Raw genomic sequence first — 26,049 nt, 5'->3', positions numbered from 1 at the left:
ATTACTATAAGCCCAAACTAATTCATAGTTAAAAACCAAGTGCTCATGCAGTGACCCTGCATGAGTAGTTAAAAAAGGAAGCTCTCATGGCTAAGGCTAAGTTTGAACGTAATAAGCCACACGTAAACGTGGGTACAATTGGTCACGTTGACCATGGTAAAACAACTTTAACTGCTGCAATTGCAACTATCTGTGCAAAAACTTACGGCGGTGAAGCTAAAGACTACGCAGCAATCGACTCTGCACCAGAAGAAAAAGCACGTGGTATTACAATTAATACTTCACACGTAGAATACGATTCTCCAATCCGTCACTACGCTCACGTAGACTGCCCAGGACACGCCGATTATGTTAAAAACATGATCACTGGTGCTGCTCAGATGGACGGTGCGATCCTTGTATGTGCTGCGACTGATGGTCCAATGCCACAAACTCGTGAACACATCCTTCTTTCTCGCCAAGTAGGTGTACCTTATATTCTTGTATTCCTTAACAAGTGTGACCTTGTTGATGATGAAGAATTACTTGAATTAGTAGAAATGGAAGTTCGTGAACTTCTTTCTACTTATGACTTCCCAGGTGATGACACTCCAATCATCCGTGGTTCAGCACTTGCTGCACTTAATGGTGATGCTGGTCAGTATGGCGAATCTGCAGTTCTTGCACTTGTTGAAGCGCTTGACTCTTATATCCCAGAACCAGAGCGTGCAATCGACAAAGCATTCTTGATGCCAATCGAAGACGTATTCTCAATCTCTGGTCGTGGTACAGTGGTAACAGGTCGTGTAGAATCTGGTATCGTTAAAGTAGGCGAAGAAGTTGAAATCGTTGGTATTAAAGATACAGTTAAAACAACTGTAACTGGCGTAGAAATGTTCCGTAAACTTCTAGACGAAGGTCGTGCTGGCGAGAACTGTGGTGTACTTTTACGTGGTACTAAGCGTGAAGACGTACAACGTGGTCAAGTACTTGCTAAACCAGGTACAATCAAGCCGCACACTAAATTCGACGCAGAAGTATATGTACTTTCTAAAGAAGAAGGTGGTCGTCATACTCCGTTCCTTAACGGTTACCGTCCACAGTTCTACTTCCGTACAACTGACGTAACTGGTGCAATCCAATTACAAGACGGTGTTGAAATGGTAATGCCAGGCGACAACGTTGAAATGTCAGTAGAATTGATCCACCCAATCGCAATGGACCCAGGTCTACGTTTTGCGATCCGTGAAGGTGGTCGTACAGTTGGTGCTGGTGTAGTTGCTAAAGTAACTGCATAATCGCTGATTGTGTATAAAAAAGCGCTCCTATGGGGCGCTTTTTTTATGGCTAAAACAAAACCTATAAATTGTCAGACAATTACAGTCTAAAGCTGTCCTTAACTGATATTTGTGTGACCTAATCTGCAATTATCCAAAAATTATAAAAAAGTAAGATAAAGAAAGAGAAAAACAAACATAAAGAATTTAAGTGATATCTCGCTTAATAGGAGTAACTGCAATGAATGCAAAAGTGAATATTTCAAACCGTGCTGGTGCAACCTTCCCTGTACGTCGTATGGATTTTAATTTTGACGATGTACCTGAATACTGGGCAAATGACTCTGCAGGTATTACACATTTCATGACGGCATTATCTGCTTTGTTCCCAGATGGTGAAAAGTTATTTATTGATTCTGTACGCGCAGTGCGTTATCACCCAGCAATTAAAGACAATCAAGCATTGCAAAAAGAAATCAGTGCTTTTATTGGTCAAGAAGCCATGCACACCAAAGAGCATGAAAACTTTAATGCATCCGCAAAACGATTTGGACACGATGTTGAGAAGTATGAACGTGAAACAGGTGCGCTTATTCAAGGTGCACGAAAATGGTTTGCAAGAGTTGTTAAACCATTTGGCATGACTCAAGAAATGGTTGATTTGACTGCGACAACAGCATTAGAACACTTTACTGCCACGATAGCCTCTCAACTATTGATAAATGAACATATTCAAAAGCTCATGACCGATCCAACCATGTCATATATGTGGTATTGGCATGCGGTAGAGGAAAATGAGCATAAAGCGGTGGCTTTTGATGTGTATGAAGCGGTCTTTGGTAAAGGCATTAAAGCTTATGGATTACGTACAACAGCCTTGGTGGTTTCAATGGTACTGATCTTTATGGCGCAATCTTCATTTGTTGTACGTCTATTAAAAGAGGATGGAAAGCTTAATCTAAAAGAGCTCGGCATCATTTATAAATATGCTTATAGCCCCTCAAAAGGCATTATTACAGGCATGACCAAAGAGATGTTGGCTTACTTTAAACCTGGATTTCATCCAAATGATTTAGATACAGTTAGTTTGCTTGAAACATGGAAAGCAAAATTAGGGCTTTAATGTTTCATTGAGAGCATTATCTAAGAGCAACATTTGTTGCTCTTTTTTATTCGACTAATTGTATAAATTACATATAATTCATTTTTTATATTGAGTTAATGAACGAAGATGATTCGTTTAATGCAAGCTTCAGATTTACATGTTGTGGCTGAAATTGAAAATCAAGTACAAAGCCATCCTTGGAAAATAAGTCAATTCGAGGAGTCCATCACAAGCTATGTGAGCACGGTAATTGAACAGAACCATCAAGTTGTTGGTTTTTGTATTTTGCAACCTGTGCTAGATGAGGCAAATCTATTACTCATGGCTATTCATCCAAGTCAGCAGGGGAGAGGGTTAGGTTATCAACTGTTAGAGGAATCGATAACCTTGTTAAAAAATAATCCTGTACAAATCTTTCTTGAAGTTCGTGAGTCAAATCAAGCAGCAATCGCATTGTACGAAAAATCTGGCTTTCATCAGATTGATTTGCGCAAAAACTACTATCCCAATAAAGATGGTAGCCGTGAGCATGCCATCATTATGGTCAAAACATGTAGTGATGATTTTTCGAAGTTATTTAAATAAAATGATTTAACAAAAATAGTTTAAATAACAGCTCAAGCCGATTATTTAATAATTGGCTCGTTCCACTCAGAAGGGAGTGTGGTCATTAACATATCGCCTAACTCTTGAATTTCTTTGGCGTCCAAATGTCGATTGATACGACGCCATTGTCCGTCTAGTAACAATTCAAATGGGGCATATTGGGATTTGTAATTCATTTTGTTGGCATGTGGAACCCAATAGCCTAAATAGACATAATCCAAGCTCAACGATTTAACATATTCGATTTGCTTTAGTATCGCAAAAACGCCAAGTGAGCGTTTGCTTTCACTTGGATCAAAGAAGGTATAGACCGCAGAGACACCATCATCCAATTGATCACAGGTAGACACACTGATTAAACGATCATCTTTCCACAGTTCAAGAAAGAAACTATTGGTACAGCTGTGGATCAAGAATTTTTCAAATTGATCATAGCTCGGAGGGAACATATCACCATCAGCATGCCGTTCAATAATATAACGTTCATAAAGCTGATAATGTATTTGCCTCGCCTCTTGGGTGGAAATAATTTTTACTGTGAGATCTTGATTGCGTTTCCATGCTTTTTTTTGCGCACTGTTCATTTGAAATTCAGCAACGGGGACGCGGCAAGATAAACATTGACGACACAGATGGCATTCAGGGCGATAAACAAAGTCACCACTGCGTCTAAAACCCACGCGTGATAATTCAGAAAGCGTGACCACATCAATGCGATGTACAGGATCGAGAAAAACCATACGTGCAGATTTATTTTCTAGATAGCTGCAATCATGGGGTGGAGTAATATAGTACTGTAAGTCGTTCAATAGGGACTTAGGATGATAAGAATTCATAAATCAGCCCCTCCTTTTATTGTCATTCCATTAAGCGCGAAAAATTCGCTATTGTTTTACTTGAAAATACACGCTCTTGATAACTTTTCCAATCTATAGGGGGCTGTTTTATTACATCTTGTAACGATTTAAGATATTCATGGCGAGAAAGTGTGCAAGCACCTAAGCTGATTAAGTGATCATTGACTAGCTGACAGTCAATCCATGGCAAATCATTTTCGCGACCTAAGAGCATCAGTGTATAAAACGCCATTTTAGAGACATCCGTTTGTGTGCTGAACATGGACTCACCAAAACAACCGTGCCCAATACTGACCCCATAAAGCCCACCAACAATTTTGTCTTGGTCCCAAACTTCAACACTATACGCATAACCCGCCTGAAAAAGCTGACAGTAACCTTGAATAATTTCTTCAGAAATCCAGGTTTCATCGGCATATTGACGGGGCAGTGAACACGAACGAATGACCTGTTCAAAAGCATGATTAATGGTGATTTGATAATCAAACTTTTTCATGTTGCGCAGCAGTGATTTGCTGGGCTTATAGTCTTGAGGACGAATAATACATCTTGGTTCAGGGCTCCACCAGCAAATCGGCTCACCTTCAGAAAACCACGGAAACAAACCATGGGTATAGGCTTCGTAGAGTGTTGATGGATCTAAATCTGCGCCAATACAAATTAAACCTTGTTCGTCTGGATCAGCTTCTATTGGATCGGGGAAAATAAATTGTGAAGGTGCTAATGAGTTCACGGAATATCATCAATAAAAAAAGATCAGCTTTATCTTAGCTGATCTTGAATAGAGATGTCTAAATAGAAGCTATGCAAAAAGTTTCAATTGTTGAGCAATTTTGAGTTTATCGCTGTCTAAAAAGAACTGTGCTTTTTCTTCAATAATTTTCAGGCTGGTTTCAGTGTCAGAAACAGGCTGCCCTTGTTTATCCAAGACCAACCATCTTAATTGTGTGAGGACATCCCAAACATATTGAGCAAACTCTGATGCAGAATTTAAACCATCAACAAAATGGGCACGATAGAAAAGTTGAGTAAACTGATCACTTGGGATACCAATTCCAGTTAGTGGGCATGCCAAAACCTGATAATTGGTATGATAACTGGCTTGTTCGAGGAAGTAGTGATTTAACTTTTGTGCTTGTTGTATTGTTTCGTCAGATAATTGGTGCTGACATGGCTGAGCTAAACCTAAGTGACACAAGATCACCAGCGCATTTAACAGTTTGGCATAGGTAATATCAGGCATGACTTGTTCGAGTTGAGCAAGGGTTTGTGGCTGATAGTCAGAATTTTTAAAGTGTGCGCCTAAAGGTTGGTAAACTTCTTGGAGCAAATCAAATTCACCTAAGTAGCCAGCAATAGTGGTAGGTAGCTTTTCAGGTGCAATCAATAGCACAAAAGCTGTATTTCTCAGACGATGTTGAATTTCGAGTGGGGTGAGGGTATTTTTACCACGAATAAAAAGATCTTTTCTAAATTGAGTGTTGGCAAAGTAATCTCTACATTGTTCTTTAAAGATCGGATGCTCAATGGTATTTAAAAACTGCTGGTGTTGATCACTAAAATTAATATTATCTAAATGGGTATTTAAATCAGTTGAACCTGCATAGGTCAGTTTAATTTCTTCTAGGATTCGTACCACTTGTTGAAATGAAAAACATTGCCAATCTTGATTGAGATATTCATGAACCAAATAATTGGGATTTTGTTTTTTGAGGTCTTGAACTTTATTGAGTGCATTGGGATTTCGTTGTGCAAATAACGGATTTTGAGTGAGTAAGGCTTCACTGAACTCAAGTGAGTCATTTACTTTTTGCAGTGGGTTGGTGCTGGTGCTGTTAAATTTAAAATGACTATGAAATAACTCTCGAATCGGCATATTGGCTGCCCAACCCGTTAAGCAATTATAACTGATATAGACAATCCCGTTTGGGCTTAAAAATTTTCGGATGAACTGTAAAATAATATGTTGGTTTTCATGACTGATCCAACTCCAAATACCATGCAGGCTGATGGAGTCAAACATCGGTAGATCTTTATTCAATAATTCTTCAAAACTGGCATCATAAAAATGGTGCGGAACTTGCGTTTGTTCAGCCAAAACATTGGCATGTGCTGCATGTGCAGGGTTGAAGTCAGTACCAAAAAATAAGCCGAAACTAGAAGTGGCATGGATATTCAGACTGACCCCTTGTCCAAAACCGAGTTCACAATGTTTATGATCATCTTTTGCAGGTGGGCAATCTACACCATTGAGTAGTAAACAAAATTTCTGATAATTGGGGCTAAGATCTTTGTAGTAGCCATAGGTGTAATTTACTTCAGTCTGGTAGCCATCGGTCCACGTTGTTGTCATCTTTTTTCCTATAATTGATATTTATTTAAAATCATTGATCTTGTTTATTTATAAATCAAAAATAGACAAACCGCCATGTAGGCGGTTTGTTTTTACAAAAATAATGAAATTATTCTAAGCCATCTAAATAACGGTCTGCGTCAAGTGCAGCCATACAGCCTGAACCTGCCGAAGTAATTGCTTGACGATACACATCATCAGCCACATCACCTGCAGCAAATACACCTGCAACAGATGTTGCTGTTGCATTACCTGCTGTACCACTGCGGACTTGGATATAGCCATTACGCAATTCAAGTTGATCTTCAAACATCGCAGTATTTGGTTTATGACCAATCGCAACAAACAGACCTGAAACATCAACGTCTTGTAATGAGTCATCTTGGGTTGATTTAAGACGTACAGAAGTTACGCCTGAGTTGCTGTCACCGAGAACTTCTTCAACCTGATGGTTCCAGATGATCGAAATTTTTCCTTCTTTAACTTTCTCATTGAGATGATCTTGAAGAATTTTTTCTGAGCGCAATTTGTCACGACGGTGTACAAGCGTTACATGTGATGCGATGTTGGAAAGATATAATGCTTCTTCGACCGCAGTATTACCGCCACCCACAACCATGACTTTTTGGTTTTTGTAAAAGAAACCATCACAAGTTGCACATGCACTGACACCTTGACCCATATAGGCTTGTTCTGACTCTAAACCTAAGTATTGTGCTGTTGCACCAGTCGCAATAATTAAAGCATCACAGGTGTATTCATCCATGTCGCCTTTGAGAACGAATGGACGCACTTTCAAATCAACTTCATTGATGTGATCGTAGAGTATTTCAGTACCAAAACGTTCAGCATGGGCTTGCATACGTTCCATCAATGCAGGACCTGTTAAACCTTCAGCATCGCCCGGCCAGTTTTCAACATCAGTCGTCGTGGTTAATTGACCACCCAACTGCATACCGGCAATCAATGTTGGCTTTAAGTTGGCGCGTGCTGCATATACTGCCGCACTATAACCCGCAGGACCAGAACCGAGAATAATCAACCGAGAGTGACGAGCGCTCATAAGTCATCCTTTTTATAAAAAATATAGCAATTGCTCGAATTATACGTGAAACTTGGTCAAAGTTGTGTGGCTTCAATGTCGATAATATTGATCATCTAAATCGAATTGAGCTATATAGAAAGACGAAATAAGTTTGTTGAGCATTTTCATGCAAATAAAACTTTAAATTTCTAACAATGCTTTACAACACAAGTAAATAATAGTGCATCTTTTTTTTAAGAACAGGTGCATAATATAAAAATTTCTTCTCTCAAGAAAAGCTTAAAAGCTTCAGAAAAGAGTAATTTGAATAATTGGTTACAGGATCGTATATGACTGCGGTGTCAAATGTTTATGCACAGCGCTTTTTAACAACAATATTCTTGATTTCATTTGGGATCTATCTGTTCCTTGCAACAGTGACTTATACCCCATTTGATCCAGGTTGGATGCATATTTCCAGTGATACACAACAGGTTTCAAATGCCAGTGGTGTTGCAGGTGCTTGGATTGCTGATTTATTGTTTGGTTTCTTAGGTTGGGCAAGTCTACTTATCCCTGTATTTATGTTTATTGAAGCCATACAAGTATGGTGGCCACGAAGCTTTGTGAGTCGTCCATTTCGTTATGCTGCTCAATTTTTCATTTTGCTGGCGACATCGAGTTTATTGTATTTGTTATGGAATGTGCCTGCAGATACATTGGCAAATGCCTCGGGTGGGATTATTGGCTATGAATTAGGTGAAAGTCTATCTCAACTGATGACCATCTATGGTGCTGTAATTTTTATCCTGATTTTACTCATTGTGTTATTTACTTTGGCTTTTGGAATCCAATGGAATAAAACATGGGCAATGTTGAAAGCCACACCTGCATATTTACAAGATTTATTTTATAAAAATGTGCCTGAAAGTGAGTCAGCCTATGATTTAACTTCACCACAAAAGAATAAAGTGCATTCGCATAAAGCTGAGCCGATTACAGCACAGGCAGAATTTACTGAAGCTGATCAAGAGCAACAGCCTAAAGAACATTTAATTGTTAAAAATACTAAACATAATCAAACGGCTGAGCGTTTGTTTGATGACATGATTGAACAAGAACATAAAGCTCATCAAGAGACTCACTTTGATCGAGATGATATCGATGATGAAACCTTGGAACGCACTTTAGAAAAGGCGCATCGTTTAGAACAAGACAGTCAACGTACGGTTTCATCTGGTGAAGTATGGAAAGCACTGAATCAAGATCAAGATCACAATCGTGATATAGATGCATTATTAAGAGCTTCAGAAGATCAAACTGAAAATAAATATCCTGATCATTTACCGCATGCACATACATCAGTAAGTCATGTGGAGACAAAACAAAAATCATCACTTGACTGGGATGATGATCAAGTTTTTGATGAATTATTATCTGTTGTTCCGAATGGGCAAACTGCAACAGATATTCATACACCATTCAATGCCAATACAGCACATACGCAAGTTGAATCTACAGATACAATTCAGCCCACCACGAGTTTTGCCAATGTTGCTGGAGCGACTGCACCGACTGTTGTGACAACATCAGGTTTAGCCCATGAACTGGATGAACTTGCTTCACTTGCTGATGATCCATTTGCTGAAGCACATGATATAACGCATTCAGAGCAGTCTTCCATTGAGCCTAGAACAACGGCTGAGGCAAGAACCACCAGTAGTTATGCCCAATCTTCGCCGTTTACCCGTGCCAATATTCAAACTCATTTAGCAGCATCAACTTTGGTGAGCGAAGAAGAGAAATCTCTGATTTCTTCCGATAAAGATGCGTTTAGGGAGGCGTGGCAAGAAACAGCAGGTAAACCTCAAGATGAATTGCAGACTGAGTTTGCAGAACTTGAAGATGACTTCGACTTAGATGCACCGCTTACAGACGCTTTTGGTCGACCAATGTCACGAGCAATGCAGGTTGCCCAAAAGCGTCGTGATTTACCTACTTTGCCAGGCTTTGAGTTACTGGATAAAGTTGATCCAAATAAAAAGGTTAACTTTACAGCTGAACAACTTTCACGTTTATCTGAATTGCTAGAAATTAAACTACAAGAATTCAATGTCAAAGCAAAAGTCATTGAAGCACAACCTGGACCTGTAGTAACACGTTTTGAGTTGGATCTTGCACCAGGCGTTAAAGCTTCCAAAGTCACCAATATTTCACGAGATTTAGCACGTTCAATGTCTATGGCTTCGGTGCGTGTTGTTGAAGTTATTCCAGGTAAACCGTATATCGGCATTGAAGTGCCCAATAGCAGCCGTGAAATGGTGCGTTTGATTGAGTTGCTTGAAACTCCTGCTTTTAGAGATCCAAACGGTTTGCTTTCAATGGCAATGGGTAAAGATATTTCAGGTAATCCAGTGATTACTGATTTAGGTAAAGCCCCCCATATGCTGGTTGCAGGGACAACGGGTTCGGGTAAGTCGGTTGCAGTTAACTCGATGATTTTATCGATGTTATTGAAATATACGCCAGACCAATTACGTTTGATTTTAATTGACCCTAAGCAATTAGAATTGGCAAATTATAATGATATTCCTCATTTATTGACCCCTGTTGTTACAGACATGAAAGATGCTGTAAGTGCTTTGAACTGGTGTGTAAATGAGATGGAACGTCGTTATAAACTGATGTCATTCTTGAAGATTCGTAAACTGGCGGACTATAACCGTAAAGTTGAAGAAGCTATTGCCAATGGCGAGGACTTGATTGACCCAACGTGGAAAGCCAGTGATTCTGCTACGCAGGAACGCGCACCACGTTTGCAACCTCTCCCATCTATTGTGATTGTGGCGGATGAATTTGCAGACATGATCATGCAGGTGGGCAAAAAGGCAGAAGAGATGATCACACGTCTGGCGCAAAAGTCACGTGCGGCTGGTATTCATTTACTGCTAGCGACACAACGTCCGTCTGTAGACGTAATTACAGGCTTAATTAAAGCCAACATTCCAACCCGTGTAGCATTACGCGTAAACAGTAAAATTGATTCACGCACAATTCTTGATGGTGGTGGTGCAGAAGATTTGCTCGGTCACGGTGACATGCTCTTCCTCGGGCCGGGTAAAATTGATCCCGAACGTGTGCATGGTGCATTTATTTCCGATGATGAAGTAAACCGCATTTGTGATGCGTGGCGTGAACGTGGTGAGCCAAATTATATCGATGAAATTCTTACCCCATTTGATGAGGAACCGACCTCACGTGGTTTTGAGGACGGGGATGGTGATCCAAACCGTGATGCACTGTATGACCAATGTGTTTCCTTTGTATTGGAAACCCGCAAGGTATCAGTATCATCGTTACAACGTAAGTTTAGCTTAGGTTATAACCGTGCTGCACGTATTGTCGATCAAATGCAAGAGCAGGGCATTGTCAGCGAACAAGGACCTAACGGTAAACGGGATATTCTGGTCTAACTCGATCAAGTTGCAATGGGTTTCGACCGATTGCAACTTCACTATTATATAAAAAATTTCAATTATACTTCGCATAAAAAGCTGAAATACATGTGTGGTAAAACATGAATTTTCACACTAATATAAAACAGCCATCTTTAAATGGAATTTAGCAAATGTTGATTGCATTAAGCACTTTAATCTTTATTCATTTTTGTGCACTCATCACCCCAGGTCCAGATTTTTTCCTCGTTTCTCAAACAGCAATAAGTCGTTCAAGAAAGCAATCTATCTTTGTCGTGCTTGGAATCACCGCAGGCGTGATGTTCTGGGCATTCTTCGCACTGATGGGGTTGAATATTATTTTTGAAAAAATGGCTTGGCTTCGACATGTCATTTTGGTGGTGGGTGGAATTTATTTGTGTTGGCTTGGCTATCAAATGTTGAAATCTGCATTGAGTAAAAAAGTGATGACAACTCAACATCATTTTGAGTTGCCGCAAAGCAACTTCCGCTTTTTTCTCAAAGGTTTTTTAACCAATTTATCTAATCCTAAAGCGGTGATTTATTTTGGTAGTGTTTTTTCTATCTTTTTAGCAAATCCAAATTTAGATGGATTACATTCATTATTATTTGTCATTGTGTCAATTGAGACTTTAATTTGGTTCAGCTTTGTGGCTTTTGTCTTTTCATTGCCAAGCTTTAAAGCAGCTTATCAAAGTGCCGCAAAATGGATTGATGGTGTGTCTGGTGGAATCTTTACATTGTTTGGGATTTATTTGATAGGCAATCATTGATCTTGTCTTGCATAAATAAAAAAACCTGCTTCTGAACTGAACCCTATAAGTTGGACACAACTTATAGGGTATTTTTATGAAATACAATTTAAAGTTTAAACAAGCAGTCATTGCTTATTATGCTCAAGGCCATTCTAGTTTATCAACAGCCAAGCATTTTTCGATTAGTGATAAGGATGTCTCTAAATGGTTGGCTCAATTCAACTTAGGTGGAATTGATGCAATAAAACCAAAACAGAATAAGACAATTTATACAGCTGAATTTAAATATAAAGTATTAACAACTATGCAGGATGAGCGATTAAGTTTATCTGATACAGCTCTTCGTTTTGGTATTTCTTCCCCGAGTTTGATCAGTGTATGGCGTAAAATCTATCAAACCGATGGTATGCTTGGACTAGAACCAAAGTCTAAAGGAAGAGCACCCATGTCTAAAAATAAACATAAATATATTGTTGATAAACCTGATCATGAAAAAACAACTGCTGAGCTTCAGCATGAACTACTCTATTTACGCGCTGAGAATGCTTACTTAAAAAAGCTCGACGCCTTGCTGAATCCACCCAAAAAGGACAACAAGCAAGGTTGATTGATCAGATGAGTACTGAGTTTGCTTTGCCATTGCTTTTAGATATTGCTGAGTTATCGAGGAGTAGTTTCTACTATCATAAAGCCAAGCTAAATGCCGTAGATAAATATGCAGAGCTCAAGCAACGAATTTGCCAAATTTATGATCAGCATAAAGGTAGATATGGTTATAGACGAATCACTTTAGCCTTGAAGCAACAAGGTCTTCATCATAACCATAAATTGATTGCTAGGTTGATGAGAGGCTTTGGTTTAATTTCATTGATTCGGCGTAAAAAGTACAATGCCTACAAAGGTACATCCAATAAAATAGTCAAAAATAAACTCAAACGTAACTTTGAAGCGAAGCGACCCAATAAGCGTTGGCTGACAGATATAACCGAATTTAAAGTTGCTGATACGAAGTTATATTTATCTCCGATTTTAGACTGCTATAACAATGAGATTGTGAGCTATACACTTTCAAGACGCCCAGTATTTCAACTTGTTAAAGATATGCTTGATCAAGCCATAAGTCATTTACCAAACTCACGAAAACACAAGCTTATGCTTCATTCAGATCAAGGCTGGCATTATCAAATGAGCCAATTTAGGAGTACGCTTAAAGCGAATAAGATTAAGCAAAGTATGAGTAGAAAAGGGAATTGTTGGGACAATGCTTTGATGGAGAGTTTCTTTGGTACATTAAAATCAGAGACGATTTATCTAGAGAAACCAGAAAGCATTGAAGTCTTAGAGCAACAAATTCATGACTACATCCATTACTATAATCATGAGAGAATACAAATTAAACTAAAAGGATTGAGCCCTGTTCAATTCAGAACTCAATCCAGCGTTAACTAAACTGTCCAAGATTTGGGGTTCAGTCCATTCAGCAGGTTTTTTTATTCAGTGTTCACAGAATACATCTTCAGCGATTGATTGGTTATTCAGCTGTTTTGCTTAACTGATATAGCTCGGCATTTGGACCTTCAATTTTTTCGCCTGTATCAAAACGACGTGCTTCCAGTATATTTTCACCCACGAAGTATTTACGTCCATCGGCATTTTTATCTAGACCGATAATCGATCCTGACTCATCAAAGCTAAAACTGCCTTGAGTTTTAAATGGTTTGCCTTCACCTTTAACCCCTTCATATTCTTCAATCAGTTCGTAAGTATGATCTGATTTGAGAATCAGTTTGGTTTTAATTCCTGAGCAATCAGCACATGGTAGTAAGCCAGTATATTCGCCCGCCCAGTCCAAACTATTTTGTGCATTGTGTTCAGAGTCAATAGTTGGTGTTGCTGCTTCATGAGATGCAGCAGCTTGAGTTTGTGCAGTTGTTTGAATATCTTCAGATGCTTGATGAGTCGGTTTAGAACAAGCACTTAAAGTTAACCCTAATAGTGAAATAACCAAGAGTGTTTTTTTCATCGTATCACCTAAATAGATAAGTTTTTATATCATGTTTTGTTTATGTCATTTGAACCAATAACGCAATGCATGGTTGAAATGTCAACAGATCCTAAGAATATAAGCTATCTCACTGATAAGAAATGTGAATTATGTAAGGAAATGCAGTGCAATGTAGTCTGTTTACTCAAGTTGAGCTACTATGTTGGTTCTGTTGTGGTGGTGTTATTTAAAGTTATGACTCATTTGGCTGAATATGTTGCTTGTATTTATGATATGCAAAGTAATCAAGAAACACGTAATGACCACCTCAAAATACAACATGTGGTTGAACAGTCTGAACAAACGCGTTTGAATGATATAACATTTACTCAGACCACTAAAATCTATACCTTTATTGATGGAACTCAAATAAAACAGACCATAGAACAGGACAATCAGCTTTTTGAAGTGGAAGCATGTTTGGAAAGTTGGACCGAGTATCAAGTCATTCACCAATCAAATAAAAATATTCATCCGCAAAAAATTCATTTTGATAATCATTGTCGTGAATTACATTGGATTCAGTATTTTAATTCAGTTAAAAATTGATATATGCAAATTCTTTGCAAAATTGATTTAATTTGGATGATTTACTGACAAGTTTAGCTTTTAATTATTTTTATACATTTATATATTAATCGTTTGTTTTATAGGCGATTTGCATTTTTATCTAGGATGATGATTGCTACAATCCTGCGCAAATTTTATCTGTTGGGGCGTAGGGTGTTTGAAAAATTAGCTGAGCGAAGTTTGGGATGGATGGGGTGGCAAATCGATAACCATTGGGATTTAAACATTGATCAATGCGTTATGATCGCTGCTCCACATACCAGCAATTGGGATGCACTCTATGCACGTTTAGCACTCAAAGCATTGGGTGTTCATGTTCGTATTACCATCAAAGATAGCTATATGAAATTGCCTTTTGGACCTTTTGTCCGCGCAATGGGCGGAATTGGTATTGATCGCCGTCCTAAGAAAGATGGTGAAGCTCGTCCAAGTATGGTTCAGTTGATGAGCGATTTATTTAAAAGCCATTCTAAATTGGTGATGCTAGTCACGCCAGAGGGAACACGTTCTAAACAGGAACAGTGGAAAACTGGCTTCTATCATGTGGCGATGAATGCAGGTGTGCCAATTGCATTGGCATATATGGATTATGCAAACAAAAAAACGGGTATTGGTAAAATTGTATATCCGACAGGAGACTATCAGCAGGATATGGCTGAAATCATGGCATTTTATGCGCAGATTAATCCCAAACATCCAGATTTATTTAGTGTGGATACGAGATTTATGCAAGAAGCTGAGTTTTAATCGACAACTTAGCTAAAATAATAAATACAATCTGTTGGACGTGATTTCATGGGAATAAGCGTTTTGCTTATTCCCTATTTTTGTTTGTCCCAAATAATTAGTGCTTTTCCGTTTGCACACCACCAAGTGATTCACATGCAGTCTTATAAATATCATATTGCTGTTGAACCACTTCATCTAAAGGAATTTTAAATAATTCCTCTCCTGACTTATAACGTTCAATGTAATCTGTGGCTTTTTCTTTACTCACAGCAAGTGAATGCTCGTGATAAAGATTAATTGCACTATGATTGAGTTCAGCGGTTTCTATATTGTTACATTGAAATTGGTTGAGAATTTTTTCAGCCGTTTTTATTTCACGAGATGTACCCAGTGCACATCCAGCCAAGAGAATAATGACACTGAATAATAAAAAGGCTTTCATTGTAGATATATAACAAAAAGAGATGCGAAATTTTAAGATGAATCCCTAATTAAAAATAGATTGAAATTGAACAATCGTCGGAATTGGATGGGTAATTGGTGAATAAAACGACAGGCAGCTTGGCGCGATAGTTTAAGTAATTATTCAATGCATCATTGTCAACAATACCACTTTGAAATGGATGAAGAGAAACAGGCATCTATCGGCTAATTTTTGCATTTTATATCACATCCGATTAAGTACAGATTTTGACTCAGCAAAACATGATTGATGAGTTACTTTGAAAATTCAGAACATCTACATCAATTTTTAAGAATTACTTATATGGTTGCCGTGGAGTATAAAAAATAAGCAATACACATAAAAGATTAGCTGTGAAAAACGGAAAAGCTTTTTGATGAATATGTATTTATGACTTTTTCAGAAATTTGAGCTGAATATTCATTGAGCGTAAGCAGGGATAAAACAATGAGTAATATTGTTTACTACAATACAAAAATTTATACCGTGAATGAATCACAACCTTGGGCGGAAGCCATGTGGGTCAAGGCGGGTAAAATTTTAGCAATAGGTGATCAAGATGAACTCTTGGCTTTGGCTGAGGGTGCAGAGCACTATGATTTAGCAGGAAAAATGGTTATGCCGGGTATACATGATGCGCATACTCATCTTTTAAAAGCAGCATTGCGTCGGTTGGAATATTCTTGCGAATTAAATGATCCCCAAACCTTAGATGAACTGGCACAACAACTAAAAACATACTGGGCAAAATATGCTTCAGAAAGAACATGGATTTTTGCAGGTCTCTACAATCCTTTAATTTTCACGGCAGACATATTGACACGTGAATGGTTAGATCAAGTGATTCCCCATGTACCAATTGTCATACATGATTTTTCATTTCATAACGTTATGGCGAATAGTCTCGCCTTAGAGCTTGCTGGCATTACCCGTGATACACCCAGCACAATACGAGCAAAAATCGGAAAAGATCCTTTAACTGGTGAACCCACAGGAATCTTACGTGAAGGGGCTTGGGTTAAATTATATATGGCTGCGCCTACTGAGAGTGCAGAACAGAATAAGCAAGCGCTTAAGATGGCGGCAAGTATTTGTAACCAATATGGCATAACTTCAACGCAGGAAGCCTCAGCAACACGTCCGTTCTTGATTGCGGCGCAAACTTTGGATGAAGCGCAGGAACTTACACTGGATTTGTTTTGTCATCTGCCTTGGCGAGCGGAAGTGGTGTCCCTAAGTGATCGTGAGGAAGATGAACAGGTCATTGCACAGCGCGAACAATATGCTTCAAAACGTGTCATGGTCAACGGTATTAAAGTCATGTTGGATGGTACGTCTATGGCGCCTACTTTTAGTCATGTACCTCTAGACCCAGTCACAGATCAGCCAATAACCTATAACTTACTTCTTGATTCAAATGAACTTACTGAAAAAATCCGTGAATGGACCAAGGCAGATTTGATTGTTAAGGCACATTGTACGGGGTATGGCTCCGTGCGTATTGCGCTGAATAATTATGAAAATGCAAATTATATCGAGCGAAAAGCAGGACATTTTCATGATATTGCACATGCTCATTATGTGTCTTTAAAAGATCGTCCCCGTTTTGGAGAACTCGGCATTATTGCTGAGATGTCTCCAGCAATTTGGCATATCCCTGAATATCAGCAAGCGCTAGGTAAAGCTTACGACTTTCGAAGTTTGTATGAAGCTGGTGCAATCATGACGGTGGGAACGGATTGGCTCTTACCCCCAACCCCTAATTTATTCCCAGCTTTAGCTGGCATTTTGCAACACGGTGATGAAAGTGTGCCATTGGAGGTGGCGCTACAAATGATGACTTTGAATGGTGCAATTGCCATAGGTCATCGCCATCGCACTGGAAGCTTAGAAATGGGTAAAGATGCAACTTTTATTGTTTTGGATCGCAATATTTTTGAGTCAACAGTAGAAGAAATTGCAGCGACTCAAGTCATCACCACTGTATTGCAAGGTCAGCATGTATTTCAGCGGACCAGTTAATACCGTTTAAAAATATTGTTTGTTTCGCTTAGGGAGAACAGAGATGAATGCAGTAAAACGTATCCCTGTGACATTACTGACAGGGTTTCTAGGGAGTGGTAAAACAACTTTACTCCGAAACTTGTTGGCTGATGAACGAATGAAGCGCACAGCTGTCATCATTAACGAAATCGGAGAGATTGGTTTAGATCATCTGCTGGTTGGTCAGATTGATCAAGATATGGTTTTACTCAAAAGTGGTTGCGTGTGTTGTAGTGTTAAAACTGAATTTTCAGAGACGCTCAAATTACTTTATCAACGTGCACAGGCAGAAATAATACCTATATTTGATCGGGTCATTGTTGAAACAACGGGAATGGCTGATCCTATTCCAGTGCTTAAACAGTTGTTGGTTGATGAAAGTGTAGCCGTGCTATTTAGTGTGCAAACAGTGATTACGACCGTGGATAGCTTATTACCTCTCGACCTCCCCAAGCAACATATAGAACGATTGCGGCAAATTGCGGTTGCGGACAAGATTATTTTGACGAAAACCGATTTATCTCATGCCTTTTATAATTTCGTTGAAGGGATAGCGGCTTTAAATGATGCTGCTGAAATCATTGATTCTTCAGATGTAGAAGCTGTTGCTTCATTAATTTTTGATCGCGAACAGTATCCAATTGTACGTGATTTACCGCAGATCCAATGGTTTAAACAAAATAGTCATCTGAGAAACAAGTTGGGTCAATCACTGCACCAAGGTATGAGTAATTTATGTTTATATGCTGATCAACCATTAGCTTGGCGGAGTATAACCCTGTTTCTTCAGAAACTCGCTCGCCTGCATGGAGAGAATTTACTCCGAATCAAAGGTTTGATTCATATTAGGGAGTCTTTGAGACCTGTTGTAATACATGGTGTACAGCATTATTTATTTCCAGAGTCTTACCTCGATACATGGTCAGATGATGACCCAAAAACAAGAATTGTGATCATTTTTGAAGGTGCAATTCAGCAGAATATACAAGCCTTGTTTGATGACATTGTGCTTGAACCGATGCACTGATAGCACAACTTTTTTCACCCACTCACTTCAATATTTTTCAAATGCGTACTTGAGACGCAGGGGAGTTTATATCTCTAAAAAAGCAATTTAAACAAGAAATCTAAATTTTAAATCTTCCTTTATATAAGGAGCTATATCATGCAAGAACAACCTGTTCATTCGATTGAACAACATACCATTCAGCAAATTCCACTCAATGAACGGCATGGTCGACCTTTGGACCTCTTTACCTTATGGTTTGGTGGAAATTTGATGTTATTGACCTTTGTGACAGGATCACTTTCTGTCATTATTTTTCAGCAATCTTTTATATCCGCGATTCTCAGTACGATTTTGGGAACATTGATTGGTGCTATTTTTGCAGCCTTACATGCAGCTCAAGGTCCTCAACTTGGTGTACCGCAAATGATTCAAACCAAGGGACAGTTTGGATCTCTTGGCGCATTGCCGATTTTAGGAATTGTGGTGATCATGTATGTTGGTTTTCTTGCCTCCAATATAACTTTGGCAGGACAGGCGATCAACTTGCTTATTCCCTCATTTAGTCAATCTTTCGGGATTTTACTGGCAGGTATTGTCGCTGTGACAGGTGCCATCGTTGGCTATAGGTTGATTCACCTCTTTACCAAAATTATCTTTGTCATTTGTGGGATCGGGTTTGTTTTGGCATATATATGGGTATTCATTATTTATGGATTACCGCTAGACTTTTTTGAAAGAAACTCTTTTTCTGCAACAGGTTTTCTTGCCTCACTTTCGATAGCCGCTTTATGGCAAATAGCGTATGCACCTTATGTCTCTGATGCAAGTCGTTATCTGCCTAAAGAAACAGGAGCTCATTCCGCATCTTGGGCAACTTATTGGGGATGCTCTTTGGGGACGATTATCCCCATGTCCTTGGGGATCACAATCGGATTGTTGACACCCAATGGTGATGTTATTTCTGGATTGATCAACTATGTACCAGAAATAGGTAGTGGAATTATTTTTATCCTTGTCATCGCAATCGCAGCCATAAATTCAATGAATTTATATTGCGGTGTATTGACCTTAATCTCTTTTATTCAAACCCTTATTCCATCATTTATTCCAACAGCGAAGGGTAGGGTACTGATTTCTTTTGTTTTTATTGGTATCGCATTGTGGATTGGGATTAAGGCATCCAGTAATTTCTTGCCGATGTTTACCAACTTTATCTTCTTACTGATTTACGTCCTTATTCCTTGGACAGCAGTAAATTTGGTGGACTATTACTGGGTTCGGCATGGTGAATATGATGTGAAATCATTTTTTCTACAAGATGGAGGGAAGTATGGAAAATTTAACATTTTGGCTGTCTCGGCATACATCTTTGGGGTTGTTGTTCAAATCCCATTTATTGCCACAGAGTTGTATACAGGTTCTATTGCCCATGTATTGAATGGTGCTGATATTTCATGGGTTGTGGGGTTAATTCTAACTTCTATTTTTTATCTTGTTGCCATCAAACTCTGCGGAGTTCAAGAGTATCCATCCAAAAGCAAAAACTAAAAATAATTTCAAGGAGATATTGATTATGGAAAAATCATCTTATTTTCATTCTATGTTCTGTGTTGTTGTACTTTCCTTTGTGCCTTTAGCAGCTGTTGCTGAGTATGAAATAAAATCAGGAAATCTTACTGGAGAATTGGGATTAACCATAACTGCTGCCAATCTGTATGCAGATCATATTAATTTTGGTAGTGGGCGAATCGATTTACGTGATCAGACAATGACAGGTCAACAAGCAACTTGGCAAGAAGCTTATTTAAAACCCAATTTAAACCTGAACTATAAGCTAGATTCAGATATAAATTTAATACTTGGTACATCAATCGTTGCTTCACAAACTTTTGGAGATGGTGATGCCGGTGGCTACACCCGACGTTCAGATGGTCGAACCAGTGTTGAGGAGCTTTATGCGGGTATTGGATATGGTGACTGGAAGTTGACGGCTGGACGGCAAAATTATTCGATTGCGACAGGTTTTATCATCATGGATGGTAATTTGGATCAATATCAAGATGGAACCTATTATATTGCTCCACGTTCTGCATTTCGCAATTCCGCAGTGCTTGCATGGGAACAGCAAAATTTAAAAGCACAGCTGTTTACGTTAGGTACAGATTATGATTTGGGCAGTTTTAAAATGAATGGTGCGAATCTAGATTATGATTGGAACGAAAATCTTACTTTGGGTTTAACTGCATTTAAAGTTAAAGCTCCTTCTTCCGATGCTGCCCCTAAAGATGGAATGCAAGTTTATAATTTAAGGGCATTAAATGCTAAATCAGCACTGATTCCAGCCTTAACTTTGAACGGTGAATATGCAATTCAACGCGGTCGTGGGGATGGTGTGAGTTATCAGGCAAATGCCTGGTATACCCAAGCTGACTATGTTTTTGACGGTTTGCCATTTCAACCTACATTAGGCTATCGATATTCTTTTTTTTCTGGAGATGATAATTTACAAGATAAGCAACGCCGTAGTTGGAATGCGTTAAGTAAAGGTTATATTGGGTGGGGAACTTGGTTATTGGGTGATGTTGCGGGAAATTATGCTTTGTACAATAGCAATGAAAAAGTTCAGCAATTTTCGATTAAATCCCAATTGAATGATCAACTTACATTCGGAACAATTTATTATCAGTTGGCGTTGGATAAAGCCAATTATTTTGGAACACCTGTTCATAATCGTCGTTTTGCGGATGAGTACAGTATTTATTTAGAGTGGGTACCTACAACTAAACTGTACACATCTTTATCCTATAGTTGGCTTAACCCTAAAAGTGCAGCCAAAGAGGCGTTTGGAGATCATAAAAACTTTTCCGCATTTGGAATTTATTTAAAATATCGTCTCTAACGTTCAAAAAATAAAGCTGTTATGGTGTGACTAAATTGTCGTATTTTCGCTCATGTCGTTTGAGCAAATAAGTCATCTTAATCATCAATGATTCGTTATAAATGTGTCGAATGGTTAGCTCATTCGTTGCTCCTATTCACAGCGTTAAAATCATATTTGTCGTCTATGTTTTCATCAGTAGGATGAGGTTCAAGATAGTATTATTTTAACATTGCAAGACTTATAGATAAGAATAGACCCCAATAAAAAACCAATCCGTAGATTGGTTTTTTATTTCCATTGATGTATTTCAACCCATGCTTGATGATCTAAAACTCAACGCTCTCTTAATGCTTCTTTGGCTTTATTGAATGGTTTCAACAAGTATTCAATAATGGTTTTCTGACCTGTGCGAATATCAACAGTAGCCACCATACCCGGCGTAATCGAAAAAGATTTACCTGCCTTATTCACCAGTTTATCTTTATTGGTTCGAATATAGACGCGATAGTAAAACTGATCTTGTTTTACCTCATCACGGATAGTATCCGGTGAAATCACCGTCACTTTACCTTCCAAACCACCATAAATAGAGTAGTCATAGGCCGTGATTTTCACTAAAGCCGGCTGCCCCGGATGAATAAATGCAATATCTCGTGGGGAAATTCGTGCTTCAATCAATAACTGCTCATCAATCGGAACAATGGTCATCAACTTGCCATTTTGCGGTACCACCCCACCAATCGTGGTCACGGCAATTTCTTTGACCACACCACGGACAGGCGCTTTAAAGGTGGAACGTTTGACTGAGTCATTTCGACCTGCCACGATTTGCTGTAACGATTGAATATCTGCATTGGCTTTCGCCAACTCTTCGCGTGACTTTACATAGTAGTCATTACGCTTGTCATTGATCTGATTTTCAAAGTTATTGATATCTCGTTTTAGACGTAATACTTCAACCTCGGATGCCGCACCTTTGGCGACCAATGGTTGAGTCATTTGCAATTCATTTTGCACCAAAGCCAAGGCATGTTTTAACCCCGTGATGGACTCATCCAAATTGGCACGACGAGAGGTATACAGTGCCGTTTCCTCTCGAACCAAGGCTGGTACTGCCAATACATCTTTAGGGAAGCGTAGCGGTGTACCGTTCACTTCCGCCTCTAAACGTGCAGCGGTGGCTTGGGTTGCCAGTAATTTAGTCTGGCTTTCTCCGACTTGTGACTCAAATCGAGTGGGGTCAATCTGAGCAAGAGTTTGTCCTTTTTGTACAATATCACCTTCTTTGACATCCAAACTGGTGAGCACCCCACCATCTAAGGATTGAATAATTTGCTCTTTGGACGAAGGAATTACTTTACCTGTGCCCGTTGAAACTTCTTCCAATTTAAAAACGCATGCCCAAATCAAGAATGCCAATAAGCCCACTGCCACGATCCAAATAATAAAACTGGATTTAGGCAAGGGTGGTTCTGAAAACTTGAGTGCTGAGGGATTACTAGGACGCTTGAGTAGATCGCTCGTCTCACGATCATCGGAGTCAACAGCTGTCGTGCTTTGCAGTTCAATCTTTTGCGGATTTTGTTCTTGGCTCATGCTGAAGCACCTCCCGCATTCGGTTGATGTTGAGGATTTAAAATGGCATCTCTTGGTCCATCTTTAATGATCTTTCCTTCATGTACCACAATAATCCGATCCACCAGTTGTAATACTGCAGGGCGATGGGTGGCCACCACCAAAGTGCGATGACCCAGCCATTGTTTAAGATGTTGAATCAAGACTTTTTCAGAGACATCATCAATCGAGGCAGTGGGTTCATCCAACAACACAATATTCGGGTTTCTCAACAGCAACCGGGTCAGCAATAGCGCTTGTTTTTGTCCACCTGAAAAGCCCACACCTCCCTCAAGAATGGTATGGTCCAAGCCTTCTTTTTTCTGCTCTACGATTTCCAGTGCATTGGTGATTTGCAAAGCACGCACGATTTCTTCATCGGTTGCCAAGGGCGCACCCAAGGTTAAGTTTTCTCGGATGGTCCCAAAGAATAAATGGGCATTTTGATTGAGCAGTGCCATATCTCGGCGAATATCATCAGGATCAAGCAAGGATTGATCGACACCATCCAGACTAATTTTGCCCTGTACAGGCAGTTGCATCCCAGCAAGTAATTGTAAAAGGCTCGATTTTCCTGCACCATTGCGTCCCAGAATCGCCACCTTTTCTCCGACCGCAATTTTGAGTTGCGGTATGACCAAGGTCGGACGTGGGTCATCTTCAGTGTATTTAAACACCACCCCTTTAAAATCATAATCCCCTAACAGCACTTTACGCTGAATCAATTGAGCACGCTCAGGGCGGTCAACCGGTTTTTGCATCAACTCATCTAAACCATTCTTTGCTACTTTGGCTTGTTGCCAACGCCCAAGCACACCCGTCACTTGAGAAATGGGTGCCAGCATCCGTGAAGAGAGAATCGAACACGCCACCAATGCACCCGTGGTCATGTCACCTTTCATCACTGCAAAACAACCGACCAACACCACAATGGCATAGGTCAAGCCCTGGATCTTCTGTGTCCATGCATTTAACCAACCGACAATTTTTCGTTGACGCATGCTGACATCTGCTGAGACTTCATTCATGTGATTCCATTGATTTTGGAATCGGGCTTCAGCACGCAGTAGTTTGATATCTTCGATGCCTTGCACCGCTTCAACCAAAATCGCATTACGAATTGCCGATTCACGCATACCTTCAGTTGCCAATTGTGCCAATTTCTTTTGTACCAAAAAGCCCGGAACAATCATCAGCGGCACCACCAGCAACATCACCCAGAAAATGTTGCCTCCAATCATCCAAAAAATCACCAAGAACAGGAAGAAAAAAGGAAGGTCGGCAATTGCACTGATGGTGGTTGAGGTGACCAATTCACGGACCCCTTCTAGTTCGCGAATCTGCGAAATAAAAGAGCCTGTTGAACGTGCTCGGTCTTTATTGCGAATGCGCAGTGCATGACCAAATACCCGATCTGAAATCTTTAAGTCGGCACGTTTACCGATAATATCGGATAAATAGACCCGTGCAATTCGCAGAACAAATTCAAAGATTGCAGCGATCAGTACGCCACCTGCAAGCACCCACAAGGTCGGAATGGATTGAGACGGCACCACACGGTCGTAAACTTGCATGGAGAAGATAATGGTCGCCAATGCCAAAATATTGGCAATCATTGAAGCTACCATGATGTCGGTATAGCGTTTCCAGTCTTTTAAAACAATGTCCCAGAACCAGCTTTTTTCATAAGGCTTAATGTATTCATCAACACGCGCATCCGGTACAGAGGTTTCAGGTCTAAATATATAGACGCGCTTGGCATGGGCTTGTAGTTGCTGCACACTGAAGCTTTGTGACAGCCCTTGATCACCACTGAGTTGTAGGCTGACATTTCCAGCAGCATCTACTTTCTCAATCACCGCCACCTGACCATCATTCAGCTCAACCACCACCGGCAAGCGCCATGGATTGAGAACATCCGTGCTAAAGTCAGCTTGACGTATATTTAAGCCAACTTGACGGGTAATCAGTGCCAGCATGTCATCAAGATTGTGATATTTATTCCAATCCAGTTGCAGACGAATTTGTTCTTCTGAGGGTTGAATACGATAATGTTGTGCAACCGCGATAATGGCTTGTAACCAGGGTTGATAATTTAATCTATTATTATTCATGGCTGAACTTCAAACCCCTGAATTTGAATATTATTTAAATGATAAGCATGTCTACTCTTTCCGGTTACATTGATAAATAATGCAATCGTGTCATAGATATCAAATCGTGCTGCTTCTCTTTCAATCCTTGAACTTTGGTACGATTGTTCTGAACTGAGTAAATCTAAAATCGAACGTTTGCCGAGTTTGTATTGTTCTTCATACAGCTCTCGGGTTTTGGCGGTTGAGCGTTCTCGGTCCATCAATACCCAAATTTGTTTATCGGTGTTTTCAATACTTTCACGGGCAATTTGGGCTTGATCCATAATATTGAGATAGGTGGCATTCAGCTTGGCACGTGCCGCTTGTTCAGCATAATTTGCTGCTTTAACCTGTGAACCCACTGCACCGCCTTGATAGAAATTACTCGACATCTGTACCCCAATCGAACTGTCGGTATCATTCTCAATTCCAGTATTGGGATTTTGACCATTCAATGCTTTGGTCACCGCACCCACCAAAGAAATGGTCGGATAGACACTGAGTTGAGTTTGTTTCTTTTGGCTTTGTGCCACATCAATTTCAGCCTTTGCGGCAATCATACTGGGGATGGTATTGACTTCGGGGTCGTCATATAGCCCTGATTGCTTGACGAATTCATCAGGAATATTGAACTCAATTTGACTGACATCAAAACCCAATAAGGTGCGTAACTTTTGTTCTTGCTGTTTAAGAAAATTCTGCTGGGTAATCAGGTAGGAACGAGAATATTCAACATAACTTTGCGCTTGCACAGGGTCTGCATGACTGCTGATGCCCGCTTCTGCTCTTAAACGTGCAATCTCATGTAAGCGACTGACCCCATTAAATTGATCTTGGGCGATTTTTATAATATTACGATATCTCAATAAACCTAAAATATCTCGAGCCGTCTGGGTAGAGATTTCATCAATACTGATCAAGACATTGGCTTGTTCAACCGCCAATTTATTTTGTTGTGTGGTGACACTGCTTTTGACTTTGCCAAAATCATAGAGCAATTGATTGGCTTCAACAGAATATAACTGCCGCCCTTTATCATTTGAGGTGAAGTCACCAGTATTCATGCCAGCTTTTAATTGTGGATAGTATTGTGCCTTGGCGACATCAATATTGGCGTTTTGGGAAGCCA

The 26,049-nt window shown here is 39.6% G+C and carries 22 protein-coding genes; 13 read left to right on the top strand and 9 right to left on the bottom strand.

Annotated features, from left to right (window positions below):
• The first annotated feature begins 86 nt into the window (after positions 1 to 86).
• The 3 genes from tuf (at position 87) to rimI (ending at position 2,946) form a co-directional block, all read left to right on the top strand.
• Positions 87 to 1,277 carry an elongation factor Tu gene (tuf, locus tag F938_RS16465; protein WP_004718491.1) on the top strand — a complete coding sequence of 397 codons (1,191 nt, stop codon included), beginning with the start codon at positions 87 to 89 and terminating at the stop codon, positions 1,275 to 1,277.
• A gap of 220 nt (positions 1,278 to 1,497) precedes the next feature.
• A complete protein-coding gene (locus F938_RS16460; RefSeq protein WP_005033594.1) occupies positions 1,498 to 2,379 on the top strand; it encodes a metal-dependent hydrolase in 882 nt (293 codons plus the stop codon).
• Positions 2,380 to 2,487: 108 nt separating this feature from the next.
• Complete coding sequence (rimI, locus tag F938_RS16455) at positions 2,488 to 2,946, top strand: ribosomal protein S18-alanine N-acetyltransferase (RefSeq protein ID WP_005033592.1); 459 nt, start codon at positions 2,488 to 2,490, stop codon at positions 2,944 to 2,946.
• A gap of 41 nt (positions 2,947 to 2,987) precedes the next feature.
• Here rimI and F938_RS16450 read toward each other — a convergent pair whose 3' ends face one another.
• From F938_RS16450 to trxB, 4 genes are all read right to left on the bottom strand, one after another.
• Positions 2,988 to 3,803 carry an arginyltransferase gene (locus tag F938_RS16450; RefSeq protein ID WP_005033589.1) on the bottom strand — a complete coding sequence of 272 codons (816 nt, stop codon included), beginning with the start codon at positions 3,801 to 3,803 and terminating at the stop codon, positions 2,988 to 2,990.
• Between the two features lie 22 nt (positions 3,804 to 3,825).
• On the bottom strand, positions 3,826 to 4,557 hold the full coding sequence (aat, locus tag F938_RS16445) for a leucyl/phenylalanyl-tRNA--protein transferase (protein ID WP_005033587.1): 732 nt from the start codon (positions 4,555 to 4,557) through the stop codon (positions 3,826 to 3,828).
• 69 nt (positions 4,558 to 4,626) lie between these two features.
• Complete coding sequence (locus F938_RS16440; RefSeq protein ID WP_005033585.1) at positions 4,627 to 6,177, bottom strand: class I SAM-dependent methyltransferase; 1,551 nt, start codon at positions 6,175 to 6,177, stop codon at positions 4,627 to 4,629.
• A gap of 109 nt (positions 6,178 to 6,286) precedes the next feature.
• Positions 6,287 to 7,240: a thioredoxin-disulfide reductase gene (gene trxB, locus F938_RS16435; RefSeq protein ID WP_005033583.1), complete on the bottom strand. Its 954-nt coding sequence runs from the start codon at positions 7,238 to 7,240 to the stop codon at positions 6,287 to 6,289.
• Between the two features lie 311 nt (positions 7,241 to 7,551).
• On the opposite strand from trxB, the gene F938_RS16430 reads away from it, so the two are divergent.
• The 4 genes from F938_RS16430 (at position 7,552) to F938_RS16415 (ending at position 12,881) form a co-directional block, all read left to right on the top strand.
• Positions 7,552 to 10,674, top strand: a complete 3,123-nt coding sequence (locus F938_RS16430; protein ID WP_005033581.1) for a DNA translocase FtsK — start codon at positions 7,552 to 7,554, stop codon at positions 10,672 to 10,674.
• A 155-nt stretch (positions 10,675 to 10,829) separates the two neighbouring features.
• On the top strand, positions 10,830 to 11,450 hold the full coding sequence (gene rhtC, locus F938_RS16425) for a threonine export protein RhtC (RefSeq protein ID WP_005033578.1): 621 nt from the start codon (positions 10,830 to 10,832) through the stop codon (positions 11,448 to 11,450).
• A 76-nt stretch (positions 11,451 to 11,526) separates the two neighbouring features.
• Positions 11,527 to 12,039 (top strand): helix-turn-helix domain-containing protein, encoded by a 513-nt coding sequence (locus tag F938_RS16420; RefSeq protein ID WP_005029281.1) that lies wholly within the window; start codon positions 11,527 to 11,529, stop codon positions 12,037 to 12,039.
• A complete protein-coding gene (locus tag F938_RS16415; RefSeq protein ID WP_010591792.1) occupies positions 12,036 to 12,881 on the top strand; it encodes an IS3 family transposase in 846 nt (281 codons plus the stop codon). The genes F938_RS16420 and F938_RS16415 overlap by 4 nt, the downstream gene beginning before the upstream one ends.
• A gap of 82 nt (positions 12,882 to 12,963) precedes the next feature.
• On the opposite strand, the gene F938_RS16410 is transcribed toward F938_RS16415, so the two are convergent.
• Positions 12,964 to 13,455, bottom strand: coding sequence for a copper resistance protein NlpE (locus F938_RS16410; RefSeq protein ID WP_005033576.1), 492 nt, complete (start codon positions 13,453 to 13,455; stop codon positions 12,964 to 12,966).
• 78 nt (positions 13,456 to 13,533) lie between these two features.
• Between F938_RS16410 and F938_RS16405 the strand changes: the two genes are divergently transcribed.
• Complete coding sequence (locus F938_RS16405) at positions 13,534 to 14,025, top strand: hypothetical protein (RefSeq protein WP_227567290.1); 492 nt, start codon at positions 13,534 to 13,536, stop codon at positions 14,023 to 14,025.
• Positions 14,026 to 14,154: 129 nt separating this feature from the next.
• Positions 14,155 to 14,793 carry a 1-acyl-sn-glycerol-3-phosphate acyltransferase gene (locus F938_RS16400; protein ID WP_005033572.1) on the top strand — a complete coding sequence of 213 codons (639 nt, stop codon included), beginning with the start codon at positions 14,155 to 14,157 and terminating at the stop codon, positions 14,791 to 14,793.
• A gap of 97 nt (positions 14,794 to 14,890) precedes the next feature.
• On the opposite strand, the gene F938_RS16395 is transcribed toward F938_RS16400, so the two are convergent.
• Positions 14,891 to 15,217 carry a hypothetical protein gene (locus F938_RS16395; protein ID WP_005033570.1) on the bottom strand — a complete coding sequence of 109 codons (327 nt, stop codon included), beginning with the start codon at positions 15,215 to 15,217 and terminating at the stop codon, positions 14,891 to 14,893.
• A 468-nt stretch (positions 15,218 to 15,685) separates the two neighbouring features.
• Here F938_RS16395 and F938_RS16390 point away from each other — a divergent pair, with 468 nt between their 5' ends.
• The 4 genes from F938_RS16390 to F938_RS16375 all read left to right on the top strand — a co-directional run bounded on the left by F938_RS16390 (position 15,686) and on the right by F938_RS16375 (position 21,189).
• Positions 15,686 to 17,260, top strand: a complete 1,575-nt coding sequence (locus F938_RS16390) for an amidohydrolase (RefSeq protein WP_005033568.1) — start codon at positions 15,686 to 15,688, stop codon at positions 17,258 to 17,260.
• Between the two features lie 43 nt (positions 17,261 to 17,303).
• Positions 17,304 to 18,308: a CobW family GTP-binding protein gene (locus F938_RS16385; RefSeq protein ID WP_005033566.1), complete on the top strand. Its 1,005-nt coding sequence runs from the start codon at positions 17,304 to 17,306 to the stop codon at positions 18,306 to 18,308.
• A 138-nt stretch (positions 18,309 to 18,446) separates the two neighbouring features.
• A complete protein-coding gene (locus tag F938_RS16380; protein WP_005033564.1) occupies positions 18,447 to 19,838 on the top strand; it encodes a purine-cytosine permease family protein in 1,392 nt (463 codons plus the stop codon).
• Between the two features lie 25 nt (positions 19,839 to 19,863).
• Complete coding sequence (locus tag F938_RS16375) at positions 19,864 to 21,189, top strand: alginate export family protein (protein ID WP_005033562.1); 1,326 nt, start codon at positions 19,864 to 19,866, stop codon at positions 21,187 to 21,189.
• Between the two features lie 315 nt (positions 21,190 to 21,504).
• Here the strand turns inward: F938_RS16375 and F938_RS16370 are convergent, their stop codons facing one another.
• The 3 genes from F938_RS16370 to F938_RS16360 all read right to left on the bottom strand — a co-directional run.
• A complete protein-coding gene (locus F938_RS16370; protein WP_005033560.1) occupies positions 21,505 to 22,767 on the bottom strand; it encodes an HlyD family type I secretion periplasmic adaptor subunit in 1,263 nt (420 codons plus the stop codon).
• Entirely contained in the window at positions 22,764 to 24,899 is a 2,136-nt protein-coding gene (locus tag F938_RS16365; protein WP_005033558.1) for a type I secretion system permease/ATPase, read from the bottom strand. Before F938_RS16365 ends, F938_RS16370 begins: the two co-directional genes overlap by 4 nt.
• Positions 24,896 to 26,049 (bottom strand): TolC family protein (locus F938_RS16360; protein ID WP_005033556.1); only part of this gene is annotated, 1,154 nt, incomplete at its 5' end. The genes F938_RS16365 and F938_RS16360, both read right to left, overlap by 4 nt.

Source organism: Acinetobacter bereziniae LMG 1003 = CIP 70.12 (assembly GCF_000368925.1).
GTDB lineage: Bacteria > Pseudomonadota > Gammaproteobacteria > Pseudomonadales > Moraxellaceae > Acinetobacter > Acinetobacter bereziniae.
The sequence above is the reverse complement of the archived record's forward strand: the minus strand, read 5'-3'. Positions and strand labels throughout refer to the sequence as shown.